A 26,978-nucleotide genomic window follows, 5' to 3' on the forward strand; every position below is an offset into this window, starting at 1 on the left:
TGCGGTCGCATTCCAGCCTGCAATTTCCGGCGCTCGGCTCACTGGCCCGGGCGTCGAGGACGGGCCTTTAGCCAGCCTTTTATGGCCTCAATGTGTTCGATTCGCAATCCGATGGTTAAGGTGGCGAAACGACTAGGTATTTTTCAGATGGTGGGCGGCGTGTGGCCGAAATCCGGCGCATCCCGCATAATCGAACTATCGAATACTGTATTCGGTTACACAGAACCTGCCCGTCGAACGACGTGTTGCGGTGCAGTGGACTAAAGATGTTGCCTTGGTCTGTTCAAGATTGTGACGGTGTGCGTAATCGCTACTAAAGCGAAAGGCAGGAACCGCGTGGCGGCGTTCGCGTTCAAGCTTGGCCTTTTGGAGAGAAGCACCATGTCCCGAACACTCGTTCTGACCGCCGCCGTCGCCGCCGCCCTGACCCTGGCCGCCTGCGGCGCCACCATCGAACAGAAGGCCGCCAGCGGCGCCATCGCCGGCGCCGTCGTAGGCGGACCCGTCGGCGCCGCTGTTGGCGGGGCCGCCGGAACGGCCGTGGGCCAGGCGCAAAAGCCGAACTGACCCGGCGTTGATCGCGCCCGTTCGGATGGCGGCCCTTGCCATCGGGCGGGCGCGACCTACCTCAGACAAGGCGTGTCGATGGCGACGTCGTCGCACGCCAAATGACGCTCAGAACCGATTTCCTGGCGGCGAACCTTGATTTTCGCCCGCTTATCGGCTTTGTGCCCCCCGCTTCGGGATGCGCGTTTTTTCGCCGCCTGACCCCCGACGGCCGCCCCTGGTCGTTCACAAGGAACCCTGACGCTTTCGCATGAAAGATCTGAAGACCGGATTCTCCGACCGCATTACCGCCCAGCAGGAGGCCAAGAAGGCCCTGCTCGCCAAATTCAAGCCGAAGGCCGCTGCGCCCGACCCCGAATTCGATCGGCTGGCTGAGAAGCGCGCCGCCGAAAAGGAAGCCCTGCGTCAACAACACGAGATGGCCAAGGCCGAACAGCGCCGCGAGAAGGCCGATAAGGACGCCGCTCGCATGGCTGCCGATCTCGCCGCTCAGGAAGCGATCGAGGCCGAGAAGCGCGCCGACCGCAAGGCGCGCAAGCAGTTGACCAAGGAAGAGCAGAAGGAAAAGCGCGACGCCCGTTACGCCGCGCGCAAGGCGCGCCGCTAGGCCCCCACCCACTGCTGGGCCGACTGCTGAAAAGATCGACGCGTCGCAGCTCTGCGGCGCGTTTTTCTTTGCCCGTCAGGTCACTGGCGTGGCGCTCATGCGCTCCAGCAAGGCGCGCAACTGGTCCGACGAATAGGGTTTGCGCAGCAGGGGCCAGGTCGTGTCGGCCAGCACCGCATCCACATCCTCGCCGACATAGCCCGAGGTTAGGGCGATCCGCAGCTCCGGCCACTCGACCGCCGCCGTGCGCGCCAGTTCCACCCCGCTCATGCCGCCGGGCATGACCACATCGGTCAGCATCACGTCGAAGCGGTCGGCGTTTAGGAACTTCAGCGCGTCGTCGCCATTCTCGGCCCAGTCGACCTCAAGCCCGAAACCTTCCAGGATTTCCAGCGCCACGGCGGCGACGCCGGGATCGTCCTCGACCAGCAACATCCGCCCGCCCTCAGCCAGGGGCGCGTCGTCCCCGTACGCCGCGACCGGCGCCGCCACCGCATCCTCGGCGGACAGGGGCGGCAGATAGAGACAGATCTCGGCCCCCTCTCCCGGCTCGGACTCGATATGGACGCCGCCGCCAGACTGGCGCGCGAATCCATAGACCTGGCTGAGGCCCAGGCCCGTGCCCTTGCCGACGCCCTTGGTGGTGAAGAAGGGTTCGAACACCCGATCGCGGATCTCGGGCGACATGCCTTCGCCATTGTCGGACACGGCGACGCAGACATAGTCGCCGGGCGGCAGTTCTGCGACCTGCCCGGCCTCGACCGTGCAGGCCCGCGTCTGGACGGTGATGCGCGCATGACGGCTCTTGGCCCCCGTCACATCGCCCAGGGCGTCGCGGGCGTTGACGATCAGGTTCAGCAGCGCCGCCTCGAACTGGGCCGGGTCCACATTGGCGCGCGCGCCGCCGCGCTTCAGCTTTACCTTGAAGTCCACCGCCTCTCCGACGGCGCGACGCAACAGGGGTTCGCTCTCGCGGATCAGGGCGTTCAGGTCGATCGGCTCGGGCCTCAGGGCCTGACGTCGCGAGAAGGCCAGCAGCTGGTGCGTCAGGCTCTCGCCACGGCGCGCGGCCGCCAGAGCCGCCTCGCCCAGCTTCTTGCGCTTGGCCGGATCGTCGCTGCGCAGAATGATGTCCAGGGCGCCGATCACCACGGTCAGCAGGTTGTTGAAGTCGTGGGCCACCCCGCCGGTCAGTCGCCCGACCGCCTCCATCCGCTGGGCGTGCACCAGCTGGGCCTCGGCCTGGGCCTTGTCGATCAGCGCCTCGTCGACCCGCTCCGCCAGCAGTTCGTTGATCCTTTTCAGATCGTCCTCGGCGCGCTTGGCGTCGGTCACGTCCAGGCAGGCGCCGACATAGCCCTGGAACTGTCCCGAGGCGTCGAAGCGGGGCACGCCCTCGTTGCGCAGCCAGCGCAGACCCAGCAGCGGGTGGTTGACCCGCGTCAGGGCCTCGAACCGATCCCTGGCCTCGAAAGCCCGCATGAAGGCGGCGACGAACACGCCCTCGTCGTCCGGGTGGATCAGGGTGCGCCAGCTGTCGGGCAGATGGCCGTCGGCCTCGACCCCGAAGAAGGTGCGATAGCGCCTGTTGGCGAACACCATCTGGGCGGCGTCGTCGCTCATCCAGATCAGGGCCGGCGCGCTGTCGGCGACGATGCGGAACCGATTTTCCGATTCCTCCAGCCTGGCCTGGGCCGCCCGCATGTCGGTCACGTCGAAGGCGACGCCGACGAAGCCGACGACTTCGGACCCGTTCAGACGCGGGCGCGAGAAGGACTTCAGCCAGCGCCACTCGCCGTCGTGACGCCGATAGCGGGCCTCCAGCGAAAACGGCTCGCGGGTCGCTTCGCCCGACACGGACTCCGCCAAGATGCGGGGCTGGTCGTGGGGATGCAGCGCCTCGCGCCAGTCGAGGGCGCGGACGGTTTCATAGTCCGCGCCATAGAAGTCGACATAGGCCTGGTTGACGAAGGCGCGGGTGCGGTCCTGCTGCGTGACCCAGATCAGCACCGGGGCCGTGTCTGCGATGGCGCGGAAACGTTGCTCGCTCTCGCGGGTCTCGTTCTCGGCGCGGGCGCGCTCGACTTCGGCCCAGGTCCTGGCGGCGACCTCCTCGACCAGAGTCACCTGCGCCTCGGTCCAGCGACGCGGCGTCGCGGAATGAACATAGAGAAAGGCGCGCAGCCGTCCCGTGCGGATCAGGGGCGCGCGGATCAGGGCGCGGGTTTGTATGGCGTCGAAGGCGTCGGCGAAGGCGGCCGTGCGGGCGTCCTCCCGGACGTCTTCGATCTGGATCGTGCGGCCTTCCGCAAGGTCCGCGATCAGGCCTTCGCCGAAGGCGTTCAGGCTGAACTGCCCCTGGGCGCTGGCGACGCCTGCGGTCCAGTCGCGGCTCATGGACACGATGCCCGCCGCCTGGTCCACCTCGCCATAGCCGACCCTGTCGGCGTCCAGTACGGCGCCCAGGGCGCTCTCGACATCGGCCATGATCTCTTCGGGATCGGTCAGGTCGCGCAGCCGGTCGCTGAGGTCCAGAAGGAAGGCCTGACGACGCTCAGCGCGCGCCGCCGTCTCCAGCGCCTCGCGCGTCTCCGTCACGTCGAACGAAATCCCGGCATAGCCCAGGAAGACGCCCTGGCCGTCGAAGCGGGGTCGCACGATGGCCCGCATCCAGCGCCAGAGGCCGTCCTGCCCCTGTATCCGCGCCTCCATCTCGAAGGGCTTGCGATCCGCCGCCCCCGCCTTCTCCGCAGCATTGACGGTCTCAAGATCGTCGGGATGCACAGCCGACTTCCAGCCGCCTTTGCGCAGTGTCTCCACGCTGAGGCCATGCAGGGCGAAGACGGCCGCATTGACGAACTCGAACTCGCCGTTGGCGTCCAGCAGCCAGATCGGCGAGGGGGCCGTGTCGGCCAGCAATCGGAACCGCGTCTCGCTTTCGCTCAGTCGCGAAATGGCGCTGCGTAGCGAGGCGCCCACGGCGGAGATGAACAGACCGACGAGCACGAAATTCCAGGTCGCCGCGCCGCCGATGGCGTCCAGGATGCCGTCTCGGCCGGTGGCCGTGATGGCGACGATCGCCCAACCGCCCCCTGTGCAGACAGCCAGGGCGGCGAGTGCGCCGGTCCAACCGCCCGCAAGCGCCGCCAGGGTGACGGCCGGCAGCAGGATGGTGAACCCTGTCACCTCGCCATACAGCGGAGAGGCGGCCGCCCGGACGACCAAACCCAGCAGGGCGATGCCGACCCCGATCAGCACGCGACGCAGCGGCGACATCGTCGGCAGGCGCGCCAAGCCGACAAGCCAGCGATCCATGCCCGCGATACGCCGTTTCGATACGCCTGCGCTCATACCGTTGGTTCGCCCCATCAGCGTCGCGTTTGCGAAGCTGGAACGCAGCTTTACACCTTGCGTTTCGGGCGACCACCCCCGTTGCGCAGCGGGGGTCGCCGTAACGACGGTCGCCGGATCGCCGGAAAATGGCCTATAAGTCCGAATAGATGCGCGGTTTCAGCGAGCGGCGATTGCGCCGATCGCGGCTGTGGACGGTGAATGACCCTGTTGCCCTGGAAGACCATGTGGACGGCGCTGCGGCGTTCGGCGGCGGCCTTGCCTGCGGCCGGCGCGGTGCTGGGCGTCGCCATGGCCGCCGGGTCGAGCGTGCGCCCGGACGTGGACCGTACTGCCGAGGCCGTGTCGCGCATCACCGGCGGCGATCTGGGCGAGGGCGGGCTGAACGCGATCAAGGGCCGTCTGACCCCGTCGCAACTGGCCCTGGCCATGCGGCACGATCCCAACCTGCTGCAGCCGGCCCTGTATGGACTGACGCCGGGCTGGGAAAGCCTGACCCTGGCGGGCAAGCCGGGCCTGGAGCCGGGCAAGAGCGGGCTGGAGGCCCAGCGTTTGAACGCCGCCTTGGCGCCCGCGTCCGGCGCGCTGCGTCCCGCCCTGCCGTTCGTGTTCAAGGGCAGCGCCGATGATCGTCGACGGGCTCTGCGCTGCCTGACCCAGGCCGTCTATTTCGAGGCGGCGCTGGAGCCGGACAGCGGTCAGGCCGGCGTGGCCCAGGTGGTGCTGAACCGGGTGCGCGATCCCAACTACGCCAACACCGTCTGCGGCGTGGTGTTCGAGGGCGCCGAGCGGACCACGGGCTGCCAGTTCAGCTTCACCTGCGACGGCTCGCTGGCCCAGGCGCCGGTCGGCTGGGCCTGGGATCGGGCGCGCAAGGTCGCGGAAAAGGCGTTGAACGGCGAGGTCGCCCAGCAGGTCGGCACCGCCACCCATTATCACGCCGACTATGTGCATCCCTGGTGGGCGCCGACGGTGGCCAAGGTGACGCAGATCGGCGCGCACATCTTCTATCGCTGGAAGGGCGTCTATGGCGAGACCGCCGCCTTCCGCAAAGTCTACAACGGCCGCGAGCCGGTCATCGACGAGGCGCGCTTCTCGCGGCCCCGCCTGACCATCGCCGCCGGCGCCGCGACCGGCGGCCCCGATCCGGACGCCCCGGCCAAGGACGCCCCCTTGCGCACCGTCGAGGTCGATGGTCAGCAGCGTGTCGTCGGCGTGGTCAGCCTGGGCGGACGCCGCCTGCCGACCCGTGACGAGGTCGCCGCCATCAACGCCCGCCTGACCGCCCTGGAACGGCCCGCAGCCGCGCCCAGGCCCGCCGCCCCTGCGCCTGAGGGCGTGGCGACCATGGACGTCGAAGAAGTCGGTCGTCCCGCGAACTGAGATCCCGCATTGCAACGCTATGACCGATCTGGGCATTGATGCATGTGCCCGGACATTTCCTGCCCGACGAGGACGCCTGCTTGACCCACCCCGAAGTCGAATGTCCTAGGTGGGACGAGGCTGACCGCTTGAGAGCGCTCAAACAATATGGCGTGCTGGACACGACGCCCGAGGCGTCGTTCGACGACCTCGCCAATCTGGCCGCGCGCCTCTGCGAGACGACCATGGCCGCCGTCAGCCTGGTCGACGCCGAGCGTCAGTGGTTCAAGGCCGAGATCGGCCTGGGCGCGCGCGAAACACCGCGCCCTCTGTCCTTCTGCGCCCACGCCATGCTCGCCGACGACGCCATGGTCGTGAAGGACGCACTTCTGGACCCCAGGTTCGCCGACAACACGCTGGTGACGGGCGCGCCGCATATCCGCTTTTATGCCGGCCATCCGCTGAAGACGTCGGACGGCGTGTCGCTGGGCGCGCTCTGCGTGCTGGACGAAAAGCCGCGTCCCGAAGGCCTGACCGAACTTCAGGCCATGGCGCTGAAGACCTTGGCCGATCAGGTCATGACCCAGCTGGAACTGCGCCGCGCCCTGCTGGAGCGGGACCGCAGCCAGCATACCGCGCGTCTGGCGATGGAGGCCTCGGCCTATGTCGGCGCATGGGACTGGGACATCACCCGAAATCTGGTTGTAGCCGACGAACGGTTCGCCCGGATGTACGGCGTCGATGCAGTCGCCGCCCAGGACGGCGCGCCGATCGAGATGTTCACCGCAAGCGTCCACCCCGACGACGCCGCCCGCGTCCACGACGAGATCGAGCGCGCAAAGTCCGGCGAGGGCGTGTTCCTGAGCGAATACCGCCTGACCAGCAACGGCGCGGTGCGCTGGGTTCTGGCGCGCGGTCAGGTCTATTTCGACCGCGCGGGCGAGGCTGTTCGCCTGCCCGGCATCGCCGTGGACATCACCGAGCGCAAGCAGATCGAGACCGATCTCGCCGAGACCGCGCGGGCGCTGAGCGAGAGCGAGACCCGCTTCCGCGTCCTGGCCGACGCCATGCCGCAGATGGTCTGGTCGACCCTGCCCGACGGCTTCCACGACTACTACAACGCCCGCTGGTACGAGTTCACGGGCGTCCCGGCCGGTTCGACGGACGGCGAGGGCTGGAACGACATGTTCCACGCCGACGATCAGGAGCGGGCCTGGGCGGTGTGGCGGCATTCGCTGGACACCGGCGAGCCCTATGAGATCGAATACCGGCTGAAGCATCACAGCGGCGTCTATCGCTGGACGCTGGGACGGGCGGTCGCGGTGCGCGACGAACAGGGCGAGATCACCCGCTGGTTCGGCACCCTGACCGACATCGACGAGCTGAAGAAGCTGGAACAGGGCCGCGAGCTGGTCAGCCAGGAGCTGAGCCACCGGATCAAGAACATCTTCGCGGTGATCACGGCGTTGGTCGCCCTGTCGGCGCGTCAATACCCCGAGGCCAAGGCCTTCTCCGCCTCCTTGCGCACCCGCATCGCCGCCCTGGCCCGGGCGCACGAGTTCGTGCGGCCGCACACAGAGACGTCAAAGCCGACGGTCGGCGCCACGACGCTGCATTCCTTCCTGTCGGACCTGTTCAAGGCCTATGCCGACGAGACGGGCGCCCCGCGCGTCAGGATCACGGGAGACGACGCCGTGTTCGACGATCAGGCCGCGACCTCGGTCGCCCTGTTGTTTCACGAACTGGCGACCAATGCGGCCAAATACGGGGCCCTGTCCGAAAAGGGCGGCATTGTCGCCCTGTCCACCGCGCGCAACGAGGATCGGTTCGTCCTGACCTGGAGCGAAAGCGGCGGCCCGACCCTTCAAGGCGAGCCTACGCGCACCGGCTTCGGCTCCTCCCTGGCGACATTGTCGGTCCAAGGACAATTGGGCGGACGGCTGGAACGCGAATGGCGCGATGAAGGTTTAAGGGTCATCGTCGATCTGCCGGCGACGGCGCTTTCACGTCGAAGGGCTGCAAGCGGTGTCAGAAATTAGCCTTATGTTGAAACCTATCGGGCAAACCCGCATTGTGTACGTTCCCGAGCACAAGCATCACCCATGACCGCGCGTATCCTCATCATAGAAGACGAAGCTCTCGTCGCCATGGAGCTGCGCTTCGTCCTGGAAGATCTGGGACATGAAGTCCTCGGGGTCGCCGCGACCGCAAAGGCCGCGCTCGACCTGGTGCGCGAGAACGACGTGGACCTGGCTCTGGTCGATATCCACCTGTCCGACGGCCCCACCGGAATCGGTTTGGGTCGCGAACTGGGCCAGGACATGGGCGTTTCCGTACTGTTCATGACGGCCAACCCCGGCATGGTGCGCGACGGCGTCGCCGGCACCATCGGCGTGCTTTCCAAGCCTACCGACGAACATGCGGTCCAGACCGCCGTGGACTATGCCCTGCGCCGCCGTCACGGCGAGCCGGTCGAATACGCGCCGCCAGGTCTTCAACTCTTCGCCTGACCGCTTCCAAGGCGGTTGCGGTCGCTGCGATGCGGCATATGTCGAGGGCTCCCCACAGGAGACCTCCCCCATGACGACCCTGACCAAACGCAAGCTCGGCTCCAGCGGCCTGAACATCGCTCCCCTGGTGTTCGGCGGAAACGTCTTCGGCTGGACGGCCGATGAGGCGACGTCATTCGCCCTGTTGGATGGGTTCGTCGAGGCCGGCTTCGACGCCATCGACACCGCCGACGCCTATTCGCGCTGGGTTCCGGGCCATTCGGGCGGCGAGAGCGAGGTCATCATCGGCAAATGGCTGAAGGCGCGCGGGCGACGTGACAACGTCAAGATCCTGACCAAGGTCGGCTCGGACATGGGCCAGGGCCACAACGACCTGTCGCCGGCCTGGATCGAGACGGCGGTCGAGGCGTCGCTGCGCCGGCTCCAAACCGACTATATCGACCTGTACCAGACCCACTGGCCCGACCCGAAGACGCCGCAGGAAGAGACCCTGCGCACGCTCGACAAGCTGGTGAAGGCGGGCAAGGTGCGGGCCATCGGCACGTCGAACCATTCGGCCAAACAGGTCAGCGAGGCGCTGGCGATCTCCGACCGCGAAGGCCTGGCCGCATATGCGACGATCCAGCCGCACTACAACCTCTACAGCCGCGACACCTTCGAGGGCGGGTTGCAGGACCTGGCGGTCGAGAAGGGCCTGGGCGTCATCACCTATTTCAGCCTGGAAAGCGGCTTCCTGACCGGTAAGTACAAGACCGTCGATCAGATCGCCGGGACCAAGCGCGAGGGAATGCTGAAGGACAAGTTCGACGAGCGCGGCGTGCGCATCCTGGCGGTGCTGGACGCCGTGGCCCAGAAGAACGAGGCCACCTCCGCTCAGGTCGCCCTGGCCTGGCTGCTGGCGCAGCCGGGCGTGACCGCGCCCATCGTCAGCGCGACCTCGACCGAGCAACTGGCCGACACGCTGAAGGCGGCGACCCTGACGTTGTCGGACGAGGATCTGGCGGAACTGACGGAGGCGTCGGCTTACTGATGCCGAAGGATCGGGGTCACCAGACCCCGATCTTCTCCGCCTCGGCGTGGCTGATGGGGTTGTGGGCCTTGGCGTGGTCTTCTTCGGCGAGGAAGCGGCTGACTTCCAGGGCGGCCATACAGCCCATGCCGGCGGCGGTGACGGCCTGGCGATAGATGTCGTCGGTCACGTCGCCTGCGGCCCAGACGCCCTCGATCTCGGTCGAGGCCGTGCCGGGCTTGACCCGCAGATAGCCGCCGGCGTTGGTTTCCAGCTGACCCTTGAACAGTTCCGACGACGGGGCGTGGCCGATGGCGATGAAGACGCCGTCGGCGGGGATGTCCTGCGTCGAGCCGTCCTGAACGTTCTTCAGGCGCACGCCCGTGACGTTCTTGGCCATGCCGTCGACGACGCCGACGATCTCCTCGATGGCCGAGTTCCAGATCACTTCCACCTTGGGGTGGGCGAACAGGCGGTCCTGCAGGATCTTCTCGGCGCGGAACTCGTCGCGGCGGTGAACGACCGTGACCTTGGACGCGAAGTTGGTCAGGAACAGCGCCTCTTCGACGGCGGTGTTGCCGCCGCCGACGACCACGACGTCCTTGCCGCGATAGAAGAAGCCGTCGCAGGTGGCGCAGGCCGAGACGCCGAAGCCCTGGTAAGCGGCCTCGCTCTCCAGCCCCAGCCACTTGGCCTGGGCGCCGGTGGAGATGATGATGGTCTCGGCCAGGATCTCGTCGCCGCCGTCCAGCTTTAGCTTGAACGGGCGTTGCGACAGGTCGGCGGAGACGACGATGTCGTGGATGACCTCGGTCCCGACATGCAGGGCCTGGGCCTGCATCTGCTCCATCAGCCAGGGGCCCTGGATGGTGTCGGCGAAGCCGGGATAGTTCTCGACGTCGGTGGTGATGGTCAGCTGGCCGCCGGGCTGGATGCCGGCGATGACGACGGGGTTCAGCGAGGCGCGGGCGGCGTAGATGGCGGCGGTCCAGCCGGCGGGGCCGGAACCGATGATGGCGACGCGAACGGTACGAGCTTGGGTCATGGCCCCTATTTAGGGGCTGATTCCCGTTTGCGCGATGATAGTCTCGTCTGACGAGAAGGGGAGATGGGGATGACCAACAAGGGTGCAGCCTTTTTGCCGATCGGGATCGGCATGGGGGTGTCGATCGGGGTGGCGCTGGGCGTGGCGCTGGACAACATCGGCCTGGGTCTGGCCCTCGGCACGGCCATCGGATCGGGCCTCGGTGTGGCGCTGATGGGCGCGGTCAACGCCAAGGCCAGCCCCGCCAAGAAAGGCGATGGGTCGGACGGGGGCGGCGCGGTGATCCCGTCCTCGGACACGCATCATCAGGGCGGCCATGACGGGGGCTCGGATGGCGGCGGGGATGGCGGCGGCGGCGCGGGCGACTAAACGCCACTGTATTTTTTTGAGTGCACTTTAGTGCAGATTTTTGCGAGCCATTCTTAAAGCGCTTCCCGGGCCGTGGATCGACCCTAGGTCACGCCTGCGTCAGGATCGGACGTCGTCAGCGCGCCCGCATTGCCTCCAGCACCGCGCGCGCGGCACGGTCGGTCTCGGCCAGGGGATCGTAGGTCCAGCTGTCCAGCGTGCCGTCAAAGGGTTGCGTCGCGCCGCGTGATTGCAGGTCGTCGTGCAGGCGGGCGAACTTGTCGCCGGATTTTAGCGGAATCATCGGCAGGACGTGGACCGGCTTGCCGGTCGAGGCGGCCTCGGCGGCCATGTTGGCGCTGTCCTCGGTGACCAGCACATGGTCGGCGAAATGCAGGAAGCCGAACAGGGGGTTGTCGCCCGTTCCGTCCCATATCCAGCCGGGCAGGTCGGACAGGCGCGCAGTCATGGCTGCCTTCGCCGCGTCCGGCGTGCGGCGCGAGAAGGTCAGCATCAGCGAGCCGCCCGACGCCCGCACGGCGTCCGCGATCTGGTCGCCCAAATCCGCCGCATGGGCCTCGGGCAGGTCGAAGGCCCTGGACTTGCCGCCGATCAGCACGGCGACGCGCGGGTGAGGCAGGGGGGCGATCCGGTCGGCGAATGCGGGCGCAGCCTCGGCGATCCGCTGCGGCGTTATGCGGTGGGGCGAGCCGGTGATCTCGAAGACATTGTCGCCCGACAGTTCGTCATGGGCGGGGGCCAAGATCAGGTCGTAGCGGTCGTTGGCCCAGCGCGGATCCTGGGTCTGGACGACGAAGGTCTTGCCGTCGCTCCAGGCCTTGACGCGGGTCGAGAGGGGTAGCGTAGCCCGGCCTGTGGCGATCCACAGGTCCGGCCACGGGCCAGCCAGAGGCGCGGACGCCAGCATGGCCGGGGTCTTCAACGCCGATGGCAGGCGGTCGAACAGCGGCCGCCAGCGGATGTGTTTGATCGCGATCTCGGCAGCGGTCAGGCGCTGGACGGCCTCGGCGAGGCCCAGCGCCTGGTTCTCGATGCCGGCGCGGCCGTCGGAAACGACCCAGATGGAGAGGGGGCGCGCTGATGCCGCCCCCGCCGCCACTGTTACTTCCACTCGACCTTGAGGATTTCATAGGCCTTCACGCCGCCGGGGGTGTTGACCTCGACGACGTCGCCGACCTCCTTGGAGATCATGGCGCGGGCGATGGGCGAGGCGATGGAGACCTTGCCCTTCTTCACGTCGGCTTCGTGCTCACCGACGATCTGATAGCGGGCCTCTTCCTCGGTGTCCTCGTCGACCACGGTGACTGTGGCGCCGAACTTGACCTGGCTGCCCGACAGTTTCGACACGTCGATAACCTGGGCGCGGCTGATCTTGTCCTCGATGTCCGCGATCTGGCCTTCGATCCAGCCCTGCCGCTCCTTGGCGGCATGGTATTCGGCGTTTTCAGACAGGTCGCCATGTTCGCGGGCCTCCGAAATGGCCGCGATGACGCTCGGCCTTTCGACCGACTTCAATTGCTTCAGTTGATCGTCGAGGACACGGTAGCCCTCGCCCGTCATCGGCACTTTTTCCATTGGTGTCGTGATTTTTCTGGTTCGCCCGGAGACTGGAAAGACGCGAAGTAAGCATACAAAAGGCCGCGGGGCGGGCGCGGCCGGGCATCAATACTAGGGTTTCCCGCTCAAGATTTCAAGAGCGGGACCCCGAGCCGATGAAAACATCAGGCTCGCGCGGGCGGTTCGGAATTGGGATCGCGGCGCAGGACGCCCTTGATCAGGCTGTACGCCAGCCAAGCGACGGCCGCGAGACCGGCCAGCATGAACAGGCCCGAGACAAGGGCGGCTCCTGCAGCCATGAAGGCCAGGATGAAGGCGACGGCCGCTGCAAGTCCGGCCACGATCTGAATGGTTTGAAGGCGCATGGCCTATCAACGTCTTGGGCCACGCCGGGTTGCGTCGCCCCGATCACGATCCGATCACGCGTAACTGTAGGGGCCGCCGCGCTCCAGGGCGCGCTGATAGGCGGGGCGGGCGTGGATGCGGGCCAGGAAGGCTTTCAGGCGGGGTTTCGTCGCGGCGTCGAATGCGCGGTCTGCGCCGGCCTCGACGGGGAAGCTCATCATGATGTCGGCGGCGGTGAACTGATCGCCCGCGAACCATTCGGAGCGGCCCAGTTCGTCCTCCCAGAAGCCGACGTGGGTCTTGAGCTGGGGATCGACGAAGCTGGTGAGGGCCTTGTTCGCGATGCTCTTGACCAGGGGCTTCAGCAGGGCCGGCGCACGGCGCGGCAGCATGCCGAACACCAGTTTCAGCAGCAGGGGCGGCATGGCCGACCCTTCGGCATAATGCAGCCAGTAGGTGAAGCGACGACCGTCCTCGGTCCCCGCCGCCGGCCGCAGCCGTCCCTGGCCGTAGGTGTCCAGCAGATATTCGACGATGGCCCCGGTCTCGGCGACCTTGACCCCGCCGTCCTCGATCACCGGTGACTTTCCCAGCGGGTGGATGGCCAGCAGTTCGGGGGGAGCCAGGCGATTGCCGGCGTTGCGCTCATAGCGGACGACCTCATAGTCCAGACCCAACTCTTCCAGCAGCCACAGGACGCGCTGCGAACGGCTGTCGTTCAGGTGGTGGACTTTGATCATGGGTCGGCTCCAGGCGGCGAGGCGCAACTATTCGCATCGCCGCCCCAGAAGTCGAGGGGGAAGTCGAGGGGGAAGTCGAGCGCTATCGCGGACGACGACCGCTCCAGCGCGCGCGCGGCTCGGGCGCAGGCTTGGGCGTGACCTGGGGCTTGGCGCCTTCGCGACGGTTGCGCCACACCTCATAGGCCAGGGTGGCCAGGGCGAGCTTGCCGGCATGGCGACCGGCGACGCGCCGACCGCCCTTGGACAGCAGCAGGCCGCCGAGCATGGGAACGAGTTTGTGCAGACGGGACATGGTTGATCTCCTTTGGCGGCTTAACGCGCCGTCTGGCGTCGCGGTTCGCCCTGCGACGACATGAACTGAAGATCGCCGACAGAAGGTTTGGCGCGCGCGCCGCGAAAAGCGGTGCTAGCTCTGGTTTATGAGCCAATCTCGCATCGCCGCCTTCTTCACCTCGTTGAGCTTCTTCGTCATCGCCGCCCTGGTCGCGGGGGTGGTCGTCGGGGCCCTGGCGCAGGGGACGCAGGCGTCGTGGCTGACTGGATCGCTGGGGGTGGTCGAAAGCCTGGGCCAGGTCTGGCTGAATGCGCTGCGCATGACGGTCATTCCCCTGGTGTTCAGCCTGCTGGTGACCGGCATCGTCTCCATCGCCGACGCCGCCGCGACGGGGCGAATCGCCGTGCGGTCGCTGGTGGTGTTCGGCGTGCTGCTGGTCGGGGCCACCGTCTATGCGATCCTGGCGGGGCTGGGCCTGCTGGCAGTCTGGCCCATCGATCCGGAGGCGGGCAGGGGGCTGCTGGCCGGCGTGACGACCGAATCGCTGACGACCGTGGGCGAGGCGGCGCGGACCGACGGCCTGCGCGCCTTCCTGGCCAGCCTGGCGCCGGCGAATGTGATCAAGGCGGCGGCGGACGACGGGGTGTTGGCGGTCGTGGTCTTCGCCGTCGCCTTCGGTTTCGCCGCGACCCGGATCAAGACGGAGTTGCGCCGGCCCCTGGCGGGCTTCTTCGAGGCGGTGGCCGAGACCATGGTTGTGATCGTCCACTGGGTGCTGCTGGCCGCGCCGTTCGGCGTGTTCGCCCTGGCGCTGGGCGTGGGCTTGCGGGCCGGGCTGGGGGTGGCGGGGACGCTGGCCCACTATGTCGCCATCGTCTGCCTGAGCCAGATCGGCCTGATCCTGATCATCTATGTCGTCGCCATCGTCTGGGGGCGGATTTCGCTGGCCCGGTTCGCCCGCGCCGTGGCCCCGGCCCAGGTCGTCGCCGTCTCGACCCAGTCTTCGCTCGCCAGCCTGCCGGTCATGATCGAGCGGGCGCGCGACTGGCTGGGCGTGCCCCAGACCTCGGCGGGTCTGGTCCTGCCGCTGGCGGTGGCGGTGTTTCGCATCACCAGCCCGGTCGCGAACCTGGCGGTCTGCCTCTATGTGGCGCAGCTGCACGGGGTGGAACTCAGCCTCGGCGTGCTGATCGCGGGCGGTCTGACGGCCATCGCCGTGTCGATCGCCTCGGTCGGCCTGCCCGGTCAGGTCAGCTTCTTCGCCGCCATCGGCCCCATCTGCCTGGCCATGGGCCTGCCGCTAGGGGTGCTGCCGCTGTTGCTGGCGGTCGAGGTCATCCCCGACATCTTCCGCACCGTCGGCAACGTCACCGCCGACCTGGCCGCGACCCGGATCGTGGCGGGCGAGGATGGGGAGGATAAAGCCGACACAGAAGTCAGGGGATAGGTATGCGCGTATCAAAGGGATGGGCGACGCTGGTCGCCGCCGTGCTGGTCTTGGCTGCGGGAGGCCAAACCTTCGCCCAGACGACCGAGCCTATGCCGGTCAATGTCGGCGGGCGGGTGATCCGGGACGCAGATCATGGGCTGAGGTTCGGCTGGCCGGGCGTCTATTTCGAGAGCCGGTTCAACGGAACGGGCGTGCGGGTGCGTTTCGATGCGCCGGGCGAATATCTGCGACTGCTGGTGGACGGCGAGGAGAAGGCGGCGTTTCGCGGTGCGGGGCGCATGGACCTGGCGCTGGAAGATCTGACGGCCGGGGACCATGTCGTTCGGTTGGAAAAACAGAGCGAGAGCCAGACGGGCGGCGGGCGTTTGCTGGGCTTCTTCCCAGTGGGTGCGACGACGCCCCTGCCGGCGCCCGCCCGATCGCGCCAGATCGAGTTCATCGGCGATTCCTACACCGTCGGCTATGGCGACCTCTCGATGGGTCGGTCTTGCACGGCCGAGGAAATCCACGCCTGGACGGATACCCAGAGCGCCTTTGGACCCAGGGTCGCGCGCCGGTTCGACGCCGACTATCGGATCAACGCCTATTCCGGTTACGGCGTGGTGCGGAACTATGGCGGCAGGGATGCGGGGCAGAGCCTGCCCGTCCTCTATCCCCGCCTAAAGCCGGATGACGCCACGGCGGCTGTGGGCGACGACAGCTGGCGGCCGGAATTCATCGTCATCAACCTGGGCACCAACGATTTTTCGACCCCGCTGGCGGCGGGGGAAGCCTGGGCCGACGAGGCGGCTCTGCGCGACGCCTATCGCCGGCGCTATGTCGCCTTCGTAAAGGATTTGCACAGGACGCAGCCGCAGGCGCGGTTCATCCTGATGGGGTCGGACAGCTTCGGCGCCGATGTCGAACAGGTCGCCGCCGTCGTGAACGCCGAGACGCCGGGACTGACCACGCCGGTGCGGTTCGGCGGCCTGGACCTGCAGGCGTGCGACTGGCACCCGTCCCAGGCCGATCATGTGCGACTGGCGACACTGGTCGAGGGCGTGATCGCAACCCTGGACAGCGAGTGGCGGCCCGCGCCCTAGCCGACCCTGAGTTCAGAGCACGACCCAGGCCGCGCCCGCCGCCAGCAGGATCAGGTGGAGGAGGACGACTAGGCCGAACTGCGTCCTGAACGGCTCCTTGCGCGTCTTGTGGCGCAGCAGATGCTGACACATCCAGGCGCCCAGGCCGCCGATCAGGCCAAACAGCAGCAGGGTCGCCTCCGGCGTGCGCCACAGGCCCGCGCGCGCCCTCTGCTTGTCCCTGGCGAAGGCGGCGAACCCTAACACTTCGGCGCACAGGATGGCGATCAGCGCAATGTCGAGATTGGAGATCGGCATGTCCCTGGCTTTCGGCCGCTACGCATTCGCAGCGTGTGGCCGAAAGCCGGAGATTTCGTCAACGTCAGGCGTAATCCTGGATCGGTCGGACATCCAGGTCGCCGGCCTTGATGGCGCCGATGGCCTGGGCGGCGGCCAGGGCGCCGGCGGTGGTGGTGTAGTAGGGGATCTTCATCATCAGGGCGGTGCGGCGCAGGGAGAAGCTGTCCTGCAGCGACTGTTTGCCCGAGGTGGTGTTGAAGACCAGGTGGACCTCGCCGTTCTTCATGGCGTCCACGATGTGCGGGCGGCCTTCCAGCACCTTCTTGACCAGGCCGACCTCCAGCCCCTGTTCGACCAGATAGCTGTGGGTGCCGCCGGTGGCGATCAGGGTGAAGCCTTCGGCCAGAAGCGTCCTGGCGGCATCGACGATGAAGGCCTTGTCCTCGTCCTTGACCGAGATGAAGGCGCAGCCCGAGGTCGGCAGGGTGACGCCGCCCCCGATCTGGGACTTGGCGAAGGCGCGGGCGAAGGCGGGGGCCATGTCGGCCTCGCCCTCACGCTTCCAGTCCAGGCCCATGACCTCGCCGGTCGAACGCATTTCCGGGCCCAGGATGGTGTCGACCCCGGCGAAACGGGCGAAGGGGAAGACGGCTTCCTTGACCGCGATATGGTCGTAGGGCTTGTCCGTCAGGCCGAAGGATTTCAGCGGCACCCCGGCCATGACCTTGGCGGCGATGGAGGCGATCGGCTGGCCGATGGTCTTGGCCACGAAGGGCGCGGTGCGGGACGCGCGCGGGTTGACCTCCAGCACGAAGATGCGCGGGTTCTCGCTGTGCGGTTCTTCGATGGCGAACTGGACGTTCATCAGGCCGCGCACCTTCAGGGCCTTGGCCATTTCGGTGGTCTGACGCTTCAGCTCGGCCACCGTCTCGGCCGACAGGGACCAGGGCGGCATGGAGCAGGCGCTGTCGCCTGAGTGGACGCCGGCTTCCTCGATATGTTCCAGAACCCCGGCGACGAAGACCGTCTCGTCGTCGCACAGGGCGTCCACATCCACCTCGGTGGCGCGGTTCAGATAATGGTCGATCAGGACGGGGTCCGAGCCCGAAACGCGCATGGCCTCATGGACGTAGCGGTCCAACTGCTCGCGGTCGTGGACGATCATCATGCCGCGACCGCCCAGGACGTAGGAGGGACGTAGGACGACGGGATAGCCGACCTCTTCGGCCTTCTGGGCGGCTTCTTCGGCCGAACGGGCCAGGCCGTTGGGCGGCTGGCGCAGGCCGATGCCTTCCAGCATTTGCTGGAAGCGTTCGCGGTCCTCGGCCAGGTCGATGGAGTCGACGGATGTGCCCAACACCGGGATGCCGTCTTCCTGCAGGGCGTGGGCCAGCTTCAGCGGGGTCTGGCCGCCGAACTGGACGACGCAGCCGATCAGGTCGCCATTCGAACGCTCGACCTCGATGAGTTCCAGCACGTCCTCTTCCGTCAGCGGCTCGAAATACAGCCGGTCGGAGGTGTCGTAGTCGGTCGAGACGGTCTCGGGGTTGCAGTTGACCATGATCGACTCGACGCCGATGTCGGCGAAGGCGAAGGCCGCGTGGCAGCAGCAGTAGTCGAACTCGATCCCCTGGCCGATCCGGTTCGGACCGCCGCCCAGGATGATGGCCTTCTTCTTGTTCGTCGGTTCGGACTCGCACTCGGGAATCTGGCCCAGGGCGCCGGTCTCATAGGTCGAATACATATAGGCGGTGGCGCTGGCGAATTCGGCCGCGCAGGTGTCGATCCGCTTGAACACCGGGCGCACGTTCAGGCCGCGACGGGCCAGACGCACGGTCTTTTCGGTCGCGCCGGTCAGTTGCGCCAGGCGGGCGTCGGAGAAGCCCTTGGCCTTCAGGCGGCGGAACTCGGTCGGATCGGTCGGCAGCCCCTTGACCCGGATGTGGCCTTCCTCGCGCACGATGTCGGCGATCTGGCGCAGGAACCAGGGCTCGTAGGAACAGGCGGCGTTGACCTCTTCCACCGTCAGGCCGTGGCGGAAGGCCTGGGCGATGACGCGGATGCGGTCGGGCGTCGGGATGCCCAGTGCGCGGATCACGGCGGCGCGGGCGGCGCCGGCGTCCTCGACATCGGCGACGCCTTCGATCTCGATCTCGTCGAAGCCGGACAGGCCGGTCTCAAGCCCGCGAAGGGCCTTCTGCATCGATTCCTGGAAGGTGCGGCCGATGGCCATGACCTCGCCCACCGACTTCATCGAGGTGCCCAGCAGGGGCTCCGAGCCGGGATATTTCTCGAAGGCGAAGCGCGGGATCTTGGTGACGACATAGTCGATGCTGGGCTCGAACGAGGCCGGCGTGACCTGGGTGATGTCGTTGGTCAGTTCGTCCAGGGTGTAGCCGACGGCCAGACGCGCGGCGACCTTGGCGATGGGGAAGCCGGTGGCCTTGGACGCCAGGGCGGACGAGCGCGACACGCGCGGGTTCATCTCGATCACCACCATGCGGCCGTCGGCCGGATTGATGGCCCACTGGACGTTCGATCCGCCGGTCTCGACGCCGATCTCGCGCAGGACGTTGATCGAGCCGGTCCGCATCCGCTGATATTCCTTGTCGGTCAGCGTCAGGGCGGGGGCGACGGTGATGCTGTCGCCCGTGTGGACGCCCATCGGGTCGATGTTCTCGATCGAGCAGATGATGATGCAGTTGTCCGCCGTGTCGCGGACGACCTCCATCTCGTATTCCTTCCAGCCCAGGACGGATTCTTCGATCAGCACTTCGGTCGTCGGCGACAGGTCGAGGCCGCGCAGCACGATCTCCTCGAACTCCTCGCGGTTGAAGGCGATGCCGCCGCCGGTGCCGGCGAGCGTAAAGGACGGGCGGACGACGGCGGGCAAGCCGACGAACTCCAGCCCCTCCAGCGCCTCTTCCATGGAATGGGCGGCCTTGGAGCGGGGCGATTCGAGACCCAGCTTATCCATGGCGTCACGGAATTTCTGGCGATCCTCGGCCTTGTCGATCACGTCGGCCTTCGCCCCGATCATCTCGACGCCGTACTTCTTCAGCGCGCCCGAGGCGTCCAGGGCCAGGGCGGTGTTCAGCGCGGTCTGGCCGCCCATGGTGGGCAGAAGCGCGTCAGGGCGTTCCTTGGCGATGATCTTCTCGACCATCTCGGGCGTGATCGGCTCGATATAGGTGGCGTCGGCCACCTCCGGGTCCGTCATGATGGTGGCGGGGTTCGAGTTGACCAGGATGACCCGGTAGCCCTCGGCCTTCAGCGCCTTGCACGCCTGAACGCCGGAATAGTCGAACTCGCACGCCTGGCCGATGACGATCGGGCCGGCGCCGATGATGAGGATGGATTGGATGTCTGTGCGCTTGGGCATCGCCAGCTCTTCTTCTTATTGAACGCTAATGGGTCACGACCGCGCAGTCCCAGCCGTCGTAGTCCAGCTGAAACGCTGCGGCCCAGGTCTGCATCATGGCGGAGGTCGCGGCGAACGACGCCTCGTCCACCGCCATGGTGGTCTCAAGTGTGGTGGAGTCGTCGGCGCCGCCGGTCAGGAAGCCGGCGCGACGCGCGACCTCGTTCAGGTCGCCGTGGTCGCCTTCGCCATAGAAGTAGAATCGCGTGTGACGCGGGGTCACGCCGCTGTCGCCCTGTTCGGCCAGCGCCGCGCGCACCATGGCGTCGCGTTCGTCATGACTGATGTCCGAGGCGTCCAAGGGGCTGCGTCGTCCTTCGTTCTCTACGCGCGCGAGAAGTCCCCGCAGAGCCTGGCCCTGCGACGCTCACGTCTGCTTGTCGGTTAAGCGGCCCGTTTAGAGAGGGAGGGGCGGGGGGGCAAGACCTTATGCGTCCGCGCTCGCCGCGATCCAGTCGGGCAGTTCGCCGATGCGGGCCAGGGAGACGTAGCGGGGCTCGTTCACGGGGGCGTCGGCCAGTTCGTGGGCCCAGGTGACGTGGTAGGGGATGTGGACGCCGAAGGCGCCGGCGGCGATGGCAGGCAGGACGTCGGACTTCATCGAATTGCCGGCCATGACGGCGTCGGCGGGACCTGTTCCGTGGCGGTTGAAGACGCGGTCGTAGGTGGCGCGGTCCTTCTCGGACACGATCTCGACGGCGCTGAACCGGTCGCCAAGGCCCGAGGCGGCCAGCTTGCGTTCCTGGTCCAGCAGGTCGCCCTTGGTGATCAGGACCAGGCGGTATTTCTCGGACAGTTCGGCGATGACCTCGTCCACGCCGGGCAGGGTCTCGACGGGGTGGGCCAGCATCTCGCGGCCGGCCGCCAGGATCTCGCGCACGACATGGGGCGGGGCCTCGCCGCCCGTCAGCTCCATCGCCGTCTCGATCATCGACAGGGTGAAGCCCTTCACACCATAACCATAGAGGCGCAGGTTGCGCTGTTCGGTCTCGGCGAGACGCGCCTCGATGGTCGGCGTGTCGCCGTGATCGGCCAGCAGATCGACGAACCGCGCATGGGTCAGGCGGAAGATCGTCTCGTTGTGCCAAAGGGTGTCGTCGGCATCGAGGCCGACCGTGGTGATGCTCATGCCGCGCCCCTATCATGGGATGAATGCGGAGGGGAGACGCGATGAACGGATCGGCAGTGGTGATCGGGGCGACGGGCGGCATCGGCCGGGCGATGGTCGAACGGATCGTGAGCGGCGGAGCGTTCGAGACGGTCTGGGCCGCGTCGCGGTCGGGCGCGGACGTGGCGGGCGCGCAAGGCCTGGCTGCCGATCTGGAGGAGGAGGCTGGGCTGGCCCGCGCCGCCGAACGGATCGGCCAGGGGGCGGCGCCGACCCTGATCGTGGTCGCGACCGGCGTGCTGCACGACGGGTTTCAGCCGGAGCGCAGTCTGCGCCAGCTCGATGCGGATCACATGCTGCGGGACTACCGGGTCAACGCCGTCGGACCGGCGCTGGCGGCCAAGCACCTGTTGCCATTGATGCCGCGGGATCGGCGGGCGGTGTTTGCGGCCCTGTCGGCGCGGGGGGGGTCGATTTCTGACAATCGGCTGGGCGGCTGGCACGCGTATCGTGCATCCAAGGCGGCGCTGAACATGATCCTGCGCAATCTGGCGATCGAGATGGGGCGCAGCCACCCGCAGGCGGTGATCGCCGGCTTGCATCCCGGCACGGTGGACACGGGTCTGAGCGCGCCGTTCCAGAAGGGGGTGGCCGAGGGGCGGCTGTTCACGGCCGACCATTCCGCAGAGCGGCTGCTGGCGGTTCTGTCGGGCCTGACGCCGGCCGACAGCGGCGGTGTCTTCGCCTGGGACGGGGCGCGGGTGCCGGAATGACGCGCCAATAACGCGCAGTCGTGACTTGAGCCAAAGGGGCGTCTGGCGTCAGATGCCGTCCATGCGCGTCAGAGTTTCCGTCCGGCTTTTCAGCCTCTTGTTGCTCGGCCTGCCGTTGAGCGGGCCGGCAGCGGCCCAGCCGGCCGGCGCTACTGTGTCTATCCAGTCCATGGCCGCGCCCCAGACGCGAGACCGCGCGCGCCTGAACCAGCGGGTGTTCGACCGGGTGTGGAGCGAGGTCCGGCGCGGCTATTACGACCCGACCCTGCACGGCGTGGACTGGAATGCGGCGCGGGTGCAGTTCCGGCCCCAGGCCTTGGCGGCGACCGACGAGCGGGGGCTGTATCGGGTCATCAACGTGATGCTCGATTTGCTGGACGACGGGCACGCCGCCGCCAGTCCGCCGGCTGCGGTTCGGCGCCAAGAGGCCCAGTTCGCGCGGCGCGCCGTCATGGGCCTGACGTTGATGCGGGGCGAGACGCCCGACGACTGGACCGTCGAACGCATCCGGCCCGGTTCGCCGGCCGAGGAGGCGGGGGTGCAACTGGGCTGGTCGCTGAACTCGGTCGATGGTCGGCCCTGGGGGCCGGATGTCGAGACGCACGAAGGACAGCCGGTGCGACTGGTCCTGACGGACGAGAAAGGCCAGCGGCACGAGACCGCCCTGACCCCGCGCGTGATGGACGCGGTCGAGCCGTTCACGGCGGACAAGTCACGACCGGGCGTGCTGGTCCTGCGGGTCGAGCAGTTCGACAAGGGGCTGGGCGCGTGGATGGGCAGCGAGTTGGAAGGCCTGCCGGCCGATATCGACGTGGTGCTGGACCTGCGCGGCAATCCGGGTGGTCGTTTGATGGAGGCCGAGGCCGTCCTGACCTGTTTCCTGCCCGCCAATCAGGCCTGGGCCACGCGGCGGGGACGCAGCGGCCGGGCGGTGGTGCTGCGGGCGGCGGGCGACTGCGGCGATCGACGCGATCCCTTGGCGAACGACGTCGCGGTGCTGGTGGACCAGGGCAGTCGCAGCGCGGCGGAACTGACGCCGGCGGCCCTGCAGGAGGCGCGGCGCGGGATCGTGGTCGGCGAGAAGACGGGGGGATCGGTCCTGATCGCGCAGGAGACCAACCTGCCCGACGGTGGGAAGCTGACGCTCAGCCGGGCGGACTTCGTGACCTCGGGCGGCATGCGGCTGGAGAAGCGGGGCGTCACGCCCGACATCGCCGCGCCGCGCACCGTGGCCCAGCGCCGCGCCGGCGACGACCCCGCGCTGGAGGCCGCCATCGCCGCGCTTCAGGCGGAGGATCGGGATAACCCAGATAGGGCCAGGGCCGACACCCCCGCCAGCGGCATCTAGATCAGCAGCATTTGAAGCCGCCGGCGCCGCCGAAACGGCGCTGTTCGTGCAGGCGGAAGAAGGCCGTCTTGTCCAGCGGCGGCTGGTCGGCGTGGGTCGCGGTCGCATGGGCGACGTAGGCGTCGTAGTCCGGCTGGCCGATCATGGCGCCCGCCGTGCGCCTGACGCCGCGACCCCACCGCAGGGCGGTGTCGCGGCACAGGCAGAGCAGGTCGTCCTGGGTTTGAGGACTAGGCACGGGCGATGTCCGCCGCTTCGTCGGCCGGCGTCAGGTCGTGCGCTTCGGGATATTCGCGCACGGTCGGCCGGTTGTTGCGGTAGGCCTTGCGGCACGCCAGCACGCCGTAGATCACCATGGTGACCACCACGAACAGGAAGCCCGCCGTCAGCGTGGAGTTGACGTAGTCGTTGACGATGATGCGGTGCATGTCGCCGATGCTCTTGGCCGGGGCGATCAGCTCGCCGGCGCCCAGGGCCTCCTGATACCTGCGGGCGTGGGCCAGGAAGCCGATGCGGACTTCCGGGTGGAACAGCTTCTGCAAGCCGGCCGTCAGGGTGCAGATCAACAGCCAGGTCGCCGGGACCATGGTGACCCAAGCGTATCTCTCGCGCTTCATCTTGAACAGGACGACGGTGCCCAGGATCAGGGCGACGGCGGCCAGCATCTGGTTGGCGATGCCGAACAGAGGCCACAGGCTGTTGATGCCGCCCAGCGGATCGACCACGCCGGTGTAGAGGAAATACCCCCACAGGCCGACCGTCAGGGCCGTGGCGACGACGTTGGCGCTCCAGGACTTGGTCTCGCGCATCTTGGGCACGGCGACGCCCAGCAGATCCTGGATCATGAAGCGGCACACGCGGGTGCCGGCGTCGACCGTGGTCAGGATGAACAAGGCCTCGAACAGGATGGCGAAGTGATACCAGAAGGCCATCATGGCCTTGCCGCCGATGACGCTGGACAGGATGTGGGCCATGCCGACCGCCAGGGTCGGGGCGCCGCCCGCGCGCGACAGGATCGAGTTCTCGCCCACGTCTCGGGCCAGTTGCTCAAGCTCTCCGGGGGTGATGTGGAAGCCCCACTGGGCGACCGCGGCGGCGGCCGAGACCGCATCGTTGCCGATGATGGCGACCGGGCTGTTCATGGCGAAATAGACCGCCGGGTCCAGCACCGTGGCGGCGATCAGGGCCATGACGGCGACGAAGCTTTCGCACAGCATGGCGCCGTAGCCGATCAGCGGGATCTGATTCTCGTTCTCAAGCAGCTTGGGCGTGGTGCCCGACGAGATCAGGGCGTGGAAGCCTGAGACCGCTCCGCAAGCAATGGTGATGAACAGGAAGGGGAACAGGGCGCCGGCGAAGACAGGGCCGGTGCCGTCGATGAAGGGGGTGATGGCCGGCATCTGCAGGTGCGGACGCACGATCAGGATGCCGATGGCCAGGGCCACGATCGCGCCGATCTTCAGGAAGGTCGACAGATAGTCGCGCGGCGCCAGCAGCAGCCAGACCGGAATGACCGAGGCGATGAAGCCATAGACCATCATCAGGATGGCCAGGGTCGGGCCGGTCAGGGTGAAGGCCGGGCCCCAGAACGGATCGGCCGCGACATGGCCCCCGCCGATGATGGCCAGGATCAGCAGGACGACGCCGATGACCGAAATCTCGCCCACGCGGCCGGGCCGCAGATAGCGGGTGTACAGGCCCATGAAGATGGCGATGGGAATGGTGGCGGCGACGGTGAAGGTGCCCCACGGGCTTTCCGCCAAGGCCTTGACCACGACCAGGGCCAGAACGGCCAGGATGATGACCATGATCATCAGCACGCCGACCTGGGCGATGATGCCGGGGATGGTGCCCATCTCGGTGCGGATCATGTCGCCCAGCGACTTGCCGTCGCGACGGGTGGACATGAACAGGACGATCATGTCCTGCACCGCGCCCGCCAGAACCACGCCGACCAGGATCCACAGCACGCCGGGCAGATAGCCCATCTGGGCGGCCAGCACCGGCCCGACCAGCGGCCCCGCGCCGGCGATGGCGGCGAAGTGGTGACCGAACAGGACGTTGCGGGGCGTCGGCACATAGTCCAGCCCGTCATTGCGGCGCATGGCCGGCGTCAGACGCGCGGCGTCCAGCTTCAGCACCTTGTTGGCCAGGAAGCGGGCGTAGAACCGATAGGCGATGGCGTAGGTGCAGACGGCGGCGACAACCATCCAGACCGCGCTGATGCTCTCGCCCTGATGCAGGGCGATGACGCCGAGGGACACGGCCCCCAGTATGGCGATGGCGCCGAAAATTATGGGTGTGCTGAGTTTGCCCACGACAGATCCCTCCCGGCCGGCTGACTGCGGCCCTCGCCGTTGGTTTGCACCACAATGCGGGACAAGGCCAATCGACTAAAGTCGTAGAAATGCAGGATCACAAGTCTCCTCCCTGCGGAGCGGGGAGGTGGCGCGGCTCCTTCGCGCCGTGACAGAGGGGTTCTGCGACGCATCACAGGCGTTTGTGGGACTTCAAGAGCCCCTCCACCACGCTTCGCGCGGTCCCCCTCCCCGCAAAGCGGGGAGGAGACGATGGTGCTAAGCCCGGACCACCTTGACCCGCCCGGCCGCTTCGCGCGCCCGTTCGCGGGCTTCATCGACGTCGGCGCCGCGGGCGGTGGCGACGCCCATGCGGCGGCGGTCGAAGGCTTCGGGTTTGCCGAAGAGGCGCAGGTCGGCGGTGGGGACGGAGAGGGCTTCGGCGACGCCTTCGAAGGCGACGCCCTGGGCCTCCAGGCCGCCGTAGATGACGGCGCTGGCGGCGGGTTCGCGCAGGGTGACGTCGACGGGCAGGCCCAGGATGGCGCGGGCGTGGAGGGCGAACTCGCTCATCGTCTGGCTGGCCAGGGTGACCAAGCCCGTGTCGTGGGGGCGGGGCGAGACCTCGGAGAACCAGACCTGGTCGTCCTTGACGAATAGTTCGACGCCGAAGACGCCGAGACCGCCCAGGGCGTCCGTGACCTTGCCGGCGATGTCTTGCGAGGCGGCCAGCGCTGCGGGGGTCATGGCCTGGGGCTGCCAGCTTTCGACGTAGTCGCCCTTGACCTGGCGGTGGCCGATGGGGGCGCAGAAGTCCGTGCGGGTCGACCCGTCGGCGGCGCGCGAGCGGACGGTCAGAAGCGTGATCTCAAAATCGAAGTCGATGCGGCCCTCGACGATGACGCGGGCGCCGGCGACGCGGCCGCTGTCTTGCGCATAGGTCCAGGCGTCGGCGATCTCATCGGCGCTTTCGACGAAGGATTGCCCCTTGCCGGACGACGACATGACCGGTTTGACGAAACAGGGGTAGCCGACGGTTTCGGCGCCGGCCGCCAGTTCCTCGGCGCTGCCGGCGAAGGCGTAGGGGCTGGTGGGCAGGCCCAGGTCCTCGGCGGCCAGGCGGCGGATGCCCTCGCGGTTCATGGTCAGTTGCACGGCGCGGGCGGTGGGGATGACCACGGCCATGCCGGCGGCCTCGATGTCGGTCAGGACCTCGGTGGCGATGGCCTCGATCTCGGGCACGATGAAGTGCGGGGCCTCGGCCATGATCAGGCCGTTCAGCACCTGGGGGTCGGTCATGGGGATGACGTGGCTGCGGTGCGCCACCTGCATGGCCGGGGCGTTGGGATAGCGGTCCACGGCGACGACCTCGACGCCCAGCCGCTGAAGCTCGATAGCGACCTCCTTGCCCAGTTCGCCCGCGCCCAGCAGCATGACGCGGACAGCGGTGTCGGAAAGCGGGGTGCCGAGTTTCATCGCGG

The 26,978-nt window shown here is 67.7% G+C and carries 24 protein-coding genes and 1 pseudogene; 11 read left to right on the forward strand and 14 right to left on the reverse strand.

The genetic code is table 11. The annotated features are described in order from the left end of the window. Window positions 1-381 precede the first annotated feature (381 nt). Window positions 382-567: a hypothetical protein gene (locus EGY25_RS10295; protein WP_135194881.1), complete on the forward strand. Its 186-nt coding sequence runs from the start codon at window positions 382-384 to the stop codon at window positions 565-567. 250 nt (window positions 568-817) lie between these two features. Continuing rightward, window positions 818-1,174: a DUF6481 family protein gene (locus tag EGY25_RS10300; RefSeq protein WP_135194882.1), complete on the forward strand. Its 357-nt coding sequence runs from the start codon at window positions 818-820 to the stop codon at window positions 1,172-1,174. A gap of 75 nt (window positions 1,175-1,249) precedes the next feature. On the opposite strand, the gene EGY25_RS10305 is transcribed toward EGY25_RS10300, so the two are convergent. Further along, window positions 1,250-4,525 carry a PAS domain S-box protein gene (locus EGY25_RS10305; protein ID WP_135194883.1) on the reverse strand — a complete coding sequence of 1,092 codons (3,276 nt, stop codon included), beginning with the start codon at window positions 4,523-4,525 and terminating at the stop codon, window positions 1,250-1,252. Between the two features lie 201 nt (window positions 4,526-4,726). Here EGY25_RS10305 and EGY25_RS10310 point away from each other — a divergent pair, with 201 nt between their 5' ends. From EGY25_RS10310 to EGY25_RS10325, 4 genes and pseudogenes are all read left to right on the forward strand, one after another. Further along, window positions 4,727-5,908, forward strand: coding sequence for a cell wall hydrolase (locus tag EGY25_RS10310; protein ID WP_135194884.1), 1,182 nt, complete (start codon window positions 4,727-4,729; stop codon window positions 5,906-5,908). 128 nt (window positions 5,909-6,036) lie between these two features. Further along, window positions 6,037-7,926, forward strand: coding sequence for a PAS domain-containing protein (locus EGY25_RS10315; protein WP_245159431.1), 1,890 nt, complete (start codon window positions 6,037-6,039; stop codon window positions 7,924-7,926). A gap of 48 nt (window positions 7,927-7,974) precedes the next feature. After that, window positions 7,975-8,397 (forward strand): annotated as a pseudogene (locus tag EGY25_RS10320) (response regulator); the annotation flags it as partial. 70 nt (window positions 8,398-8,467) lie between these two features. Continuing rightward, a complete protein-coding gene (locus EGY25_RS10325; RefSeq protein WP_135194887.1) occupies window positions 8,468-9,427 on the forward strand; it encodes an aldo/keto reductase in 960 nt (319 codons plus the stop codon). A gap of 16 nt (window positions 9,428-9,443) precedes the next feature. On the opposite strand, the gene trxB is transcribed toward EGY25_RS10325, so the two are convergent. Further along, window positions 9,444-10,451 carry a thioredoxin-disulfide reductase gene (trxB, locus tag EGY25_RS10330; protein WP_135194888.1) on the reverse strand — a complete coding sequence of 336 codons (1,008 nt, stop codon included), beginning with the start codon at window positions 10,449-10,451 and terminating at the stop codon, window positions 9,444-9,446. Between the two features lie 69 nt (window positions 10,452-10,520). On the opposite strand from trxB, the gene EGY25_RS10335 reads away from it, so the two are divergent. Further along, the gene (locus EGY25_RS10335; protein WP_209308029.1) at window positions 10,521-10,820 is read left to right on the forward strand and encodes a hypothetical protein; all 300 of its coding nucleotides are present in this window, start codon (window positions 10,521-10,523) and stop codon (window positions 10,818-10,820) included. A gap of 115 nt (window positions 10,821-10,935) precedes the next feature. On the opposite strand, the gene EGY25_RS10340 is transcribed toward EGY25_RS10335, so the two are convergent. The 5 genes from EGY25_RS10340 to EGY25_RS10360 all read right to left on the reverse strand — a co-directional run bounded on the left by EGY25_RS10340 (window position 10,936) and on the right by EGY25_RS10360 (window position 13,757). Beyond that, complete coding sequence (locus EGY25_RS10340) at window positions 10,936-11,931, reverse strand: mitochondrial fission ELM1 family protein (RefSeq protein ID WP_209308030.1); 996 nt, start codon at window positions 11,929-11,931, stop codon at window positions 10,936-10,938. Continuing rightward, on the reverse strand, window positions 11,922-12,395 hold the full coding sequence (gene greA, locus EGY25_RS10345; protein ID WP_135194890.1) for a transcription elongation factor GreA: 474 nt from the start codon (window positions 12,393-12,395) through the stop codon (window positions 11,922-11,924). Before greA ends, EGY25_RS10340 begins: the two co-directional genes overlap by 10 nt. Before the next feature lie 146 nt (window positions 12,396-12,541). Next, a complete protein-coding gene (locus tag EGY25_RS10350; RefSeq protein ID WP_135194891.1) occupies window positions 12,542-12,742 on the reverse strand; it encodes a hypothetical protein in 201 nt (66 codons plus the stop codon). 54 nt (window positions 12,743-12,796) lie between these two features. Beyond that, window positions 12,797-13,462, reverse strand: coding sequence for a glutathione S-transferase family protein (locus EGY25_RS10355; RefSeq protein WP_135194892.1), 666 nt, complete (start codon window positions 13,460-13,462; stop codon window positions 12,797-12,799). An 82-nt stretch (window positions 13,463-13,544) separates the two neighbouring features. After that, window positions 13,545-13,757, reverse strand: a complete 213-nt coding sequence (locus EGY25_RS10360; protein WP_135194893.1) for a cysteine protease — start codon at window positions 13,755-13,757, stop codon at window positions 13,545-13,547. A gap of 127 nt (window positions 13,758-13,884) precedes the next feature. On the opposite strand from EGY25_RS10360, the gene EGY25_RS10365 reads away from it, so the two are divergent. Beyond that, a complete protein-coding gene (locus EGY25_RS10365) occupies window positions 13,885-15,186 on the forward strand; it encodes a dicarboxylate/amino acid:cation symporter (RefSeq protein WP_135194894.1) in 1,302 nt (433 codons plus the stop codon). A 2-nt stretch (window positions 15,187-15,188) separates the two neighbouring features. Beyond that, window positions 15,189-16,271, forward strand: a complete 1,083-nt coding sequence (locus tag EGY25_RS10370; RefSeq protein ID WP_135194895.1) for an SGNH/GDSL hydrolase family protein — start codon at window positions 15,189-15,191, stop codon at window positions 16,269-16,271. Between the two features lie 12 nt (window positions 16,272-16,283). Here the strand turns inward: EGY25_RS10370 and EGY25_RS10375 are convergent, their stop codons facing one another. From EGY25_RS10375 to EGY25_RS10390, 4 genes are all read right to left on the reverse strand, one after another. Beyond that, complete coding sequence (locus EGY25_RS10375) at window positions 16,284-16,568, reverse strand: DUF1294 domain-containing protein (RefSeq protein ID WP_135194896.1); 285 nt, start codon at window positions 16,566-16,568, stop codon at window positions 16,284-16,286. Window positions 16,569-16,632: 64 nt separating this feature from the next. Further along, window positions 16,633-19,932, reverse strand: a complete 3,300-nt coding sequence (gene carB / locus EGY25_RS10380; protein ID WP_135194897.1) for a carbamoyl-phosphate synthase large subunit — start codon at window positions 19,930-19,932, stop codon at window positions 16,633-16,635. 25 nt (window positions 19,933-19,957) lie between these two features. After that, on the reverse strand, window positions 19,958-20,272 hold the full coding sequence (locus tag EGY25_RS10385; protein ID WP_236547491.1) for a hypothetical protein: 315 nt from the start codon (window positions 20,270-20,272) through the stop codon (window positions 19,958-19,960). Between the two features lie 126 nt (window positions 20,273-20,398). Beyond that, a complete protein-coding gene (locus tag EGY25_RS10390; protein WP_135194898.1) occupies window positions 20,399-21,100 on the reverse strand; it encodes an HAD family hydrolase in 702 nt (233 codons plus the stop codon). Window positions 21,101-21,141: 41 nt separating this feature from the next. Here EGY25_RS10390 and EGY25_RS10395 point away from each other — a divergent pair, with 41 nt between their 5' ends. Further along, window positions 21,142-21,852: an SDR family NAD(P)-dependent oxidoreductase gene (locus tag EGY25_RS10395; RefSeq protein WP_135194899.1), complete on the forward strand. Its 711-nt coding sequence runs from the start codon at window positions 21,142-21,144 to the stop codon at window positions 21,850-21,852. Between the two features lie 61 nt (window positions 21,853-21,913). Then, on the forward strand, window positions 21,914-23,200 hold the full coding sequence (locus EGY25_RS10400) for a S41 family peptidase (RefSeq protein ID WP_245159432.1): 1,287 nt from the start codon (window positions 21,914-21,916) through the stop codon (window positions 23,198-23,200). A gap of 1 nt (window position 23,201) precedes the next feature. On the opposite strand, the gene EGY25_RS10405 is transcribed toward EGY25_RS10400, so the two are convergent. From EGY25_RS10405 to purT, 3 genes are all read right to left on the reverse strand, one after another. Further along, window positions 23,202-23,438 carry a YbdD/YjiX family protein gene (locus EGY25_RS10405; RefSeq protein ID WP_135194900.1) on the reverse strand — a complete coding sequence of 79 codons (237 nt, stop codon included), beginning with the start codon at window positions 23,436-23,438 and terminating at the stop codon, window positions 23,202-23,204. Continuing rightward, window positions 23,431-25,518: a carbon starvation CstA family protein gene (locus EGY25_RS10410; RefSeq protein ID WP_135194901.1), complete on the reverse strand. Its 2,088-nt coding sequence runs from the start codon at window positions 25,516-25,518 to the stop codon at window positions 23,431-23,433. Before EGY25_RS10410 ends, EGY25_RS10405 begins: the two co-directional genes overlap by 8 nt. A gap of 258 nt (window positions 25,519-25,776) precedes the next feature. Beyond that, window positions 25,777-26,973 (reverse strand): formate-dependent phosphoribosylglycinamide formyltransferase, encoded by a 1,197-nt coding sequence (gene purT, locus EGY25_RS10415; protein ID WP_135194902.1) that lies wholly within the window; start codon window positions 26,971-26,973, stop codon window positions 25,777-25,779. Window positions 26,974-26,978 lie beyond the last annotated feature (5 nt).

The organism is Brevundimonas intermedia, assembly GCF_004614235.1.
GTDB lineage: Bacteria > Pseudomonadota > Alphaproteobacteria > Caulobacterales > Caulobacteraceae > Brevundimonas > Brevundimonas intermedia_A.

What these genes read in the sequence shown, in the direction of transcription:
- EGY25_RS10295 (WP_135194881.1), top strand. Translation starts at nt 382, where the DNA reads ATGTCCCGAACACTCGTTCTGACCGCCGCCGTCGCCGCCGCCCTGACC.
- EGY25_RS10300 (WP_135194882.1), top strand. Translation starts at nt 818, where the DNA reads ATGAAAGATCTGAAGACCGGATTCTCCGACCGCATTACCGCCCAGCAG.
- EGY25_RS10305 (WP_135194883.1), bottom strand. Translation starts at nt 4,525, where the DNA reads ATGAGCGCAGGCGTATCGAAACGGCGTATCGCGGGCATGGATCGCTGG.
- EGY25_RS10310 (WP_135194884.1), top strand. Translation starts at nt 4,727, where the DNA reads ATGACCCTGTTGCCCTGGAAGACCATGTGGACGGCGCTGCGGCGTTCG.
- EGY25_RS10325 (WP_135194887.1), top strand. Translation starts at nt 8,468, where the DNA reads ATGACGACCCTGACCAAACGCAAGCTCGGCTCCAGCGGCCTGAACATC.
- trxB (WP_135194888.1), bottom strand. Translation starts at nt 10,451, where the DNA reads ATGACCCAAGCTCGTACCGTTCGCGTCGCCATCATCGGTTCCGGCCCC.
- EGY25_RS10335 (WP_209308029.1), top strand. Translation starts at nt 10,521, where the DNA reads ATGACCAACAAGGGTGCAGCCTTTTTGCCGATCGGGATCGGCATGGGG.
- greA (WP_135194890.1), bottom strand. Translation starts at nt 12,395, where the DNA reads ATGGAAAAAGTGCCGATGACGGGCGAGGGCTACCGTGTCCTCGACGAT.
- EGY25_RS10350 (WP_135194891.1), bottom strand. Translation starts at nt 12,742, where the DNA reads ATGCGCCTTCAAACCATTCAGATCGTGGCCGGACTTGCAGCGGCCGTC.
- EGY25_RS10355 (WP_135194892.1), bottom strand. Translation starts at nt 13,462, where the DNA reads ATGATCAAAGTCCACCACCTGAACGACAGCCGTTCGCAGCGCGTCCTG.
- EGY25_RS10360 (WP_135194893.1), bottom strand. Translation starts at nt 13,757, where the DNA reads ATGTCCCGTCTGCACAAACTCGTTCCCATGCTCGGCGGCCTGCTGCTG.
- EGY25_RS10365 (WP_135194894.1), top strand. Translation starts at nt 13,885, where the DNA reads ATGAGCCAATCTCGCATCGCCGCCTTCTTCACCTCGTTGAGCTTCTTC.
- EGY25_RS10370 (WP_135194895.1), top strand. Translation starts at nt 15,189, where the DNA reads ATGCGCGTATCAAAGGGATGGGCGACGCTGGTCGCCGCCGTGCTGGTC.
- EGY25_RS10375 (WP_135194896.1), bottom strand. Translation starts at nt 16,568, where the DNA reads ATGCCGATCTCCAATCTCGACATTGCGCTGATCGCCATCCTGTGCGCC.
- carB (WP_135194897.1), bottom strand. Translation starts at nt 19,932, where the DNA reads ATGCCCAAGCGCACAGACATCCAATCCATCCTCATCATCGGCGCCGGC.
- EGY25_RS10390 (WP_135194898.1), bottom strand. Translation starts at nt 21,100, where the DNA reads ATGAGCATCACCACGGTCGGCCTCGATGCCGACGACACCCTTTGGCAC.
- EGY25_RS10395 (WP_135194899.1), top strand. Translation starts at nt 21,142, where the DNA reads ATGAACGGATCGGCAGTGGTGATCGGGGCGACGGGCGGCATCGGCCGG.
- EGY25_RS10400 (WP_245159432.1), top strand. Translation starts at nt 21,914, where the DNA reads ATGCGCGTCAGAGTTTCCGTCCGGCTTTTCAGCCTCTTGTTGCTCGGC.
- purT (WP_135194902.1), bottom strand. Translation starts at nt 26,973, where the DNA reads ATGAAACTCGGCACCCCGCTTTCCGACACCGCTGTCCGCGTCATGCTG.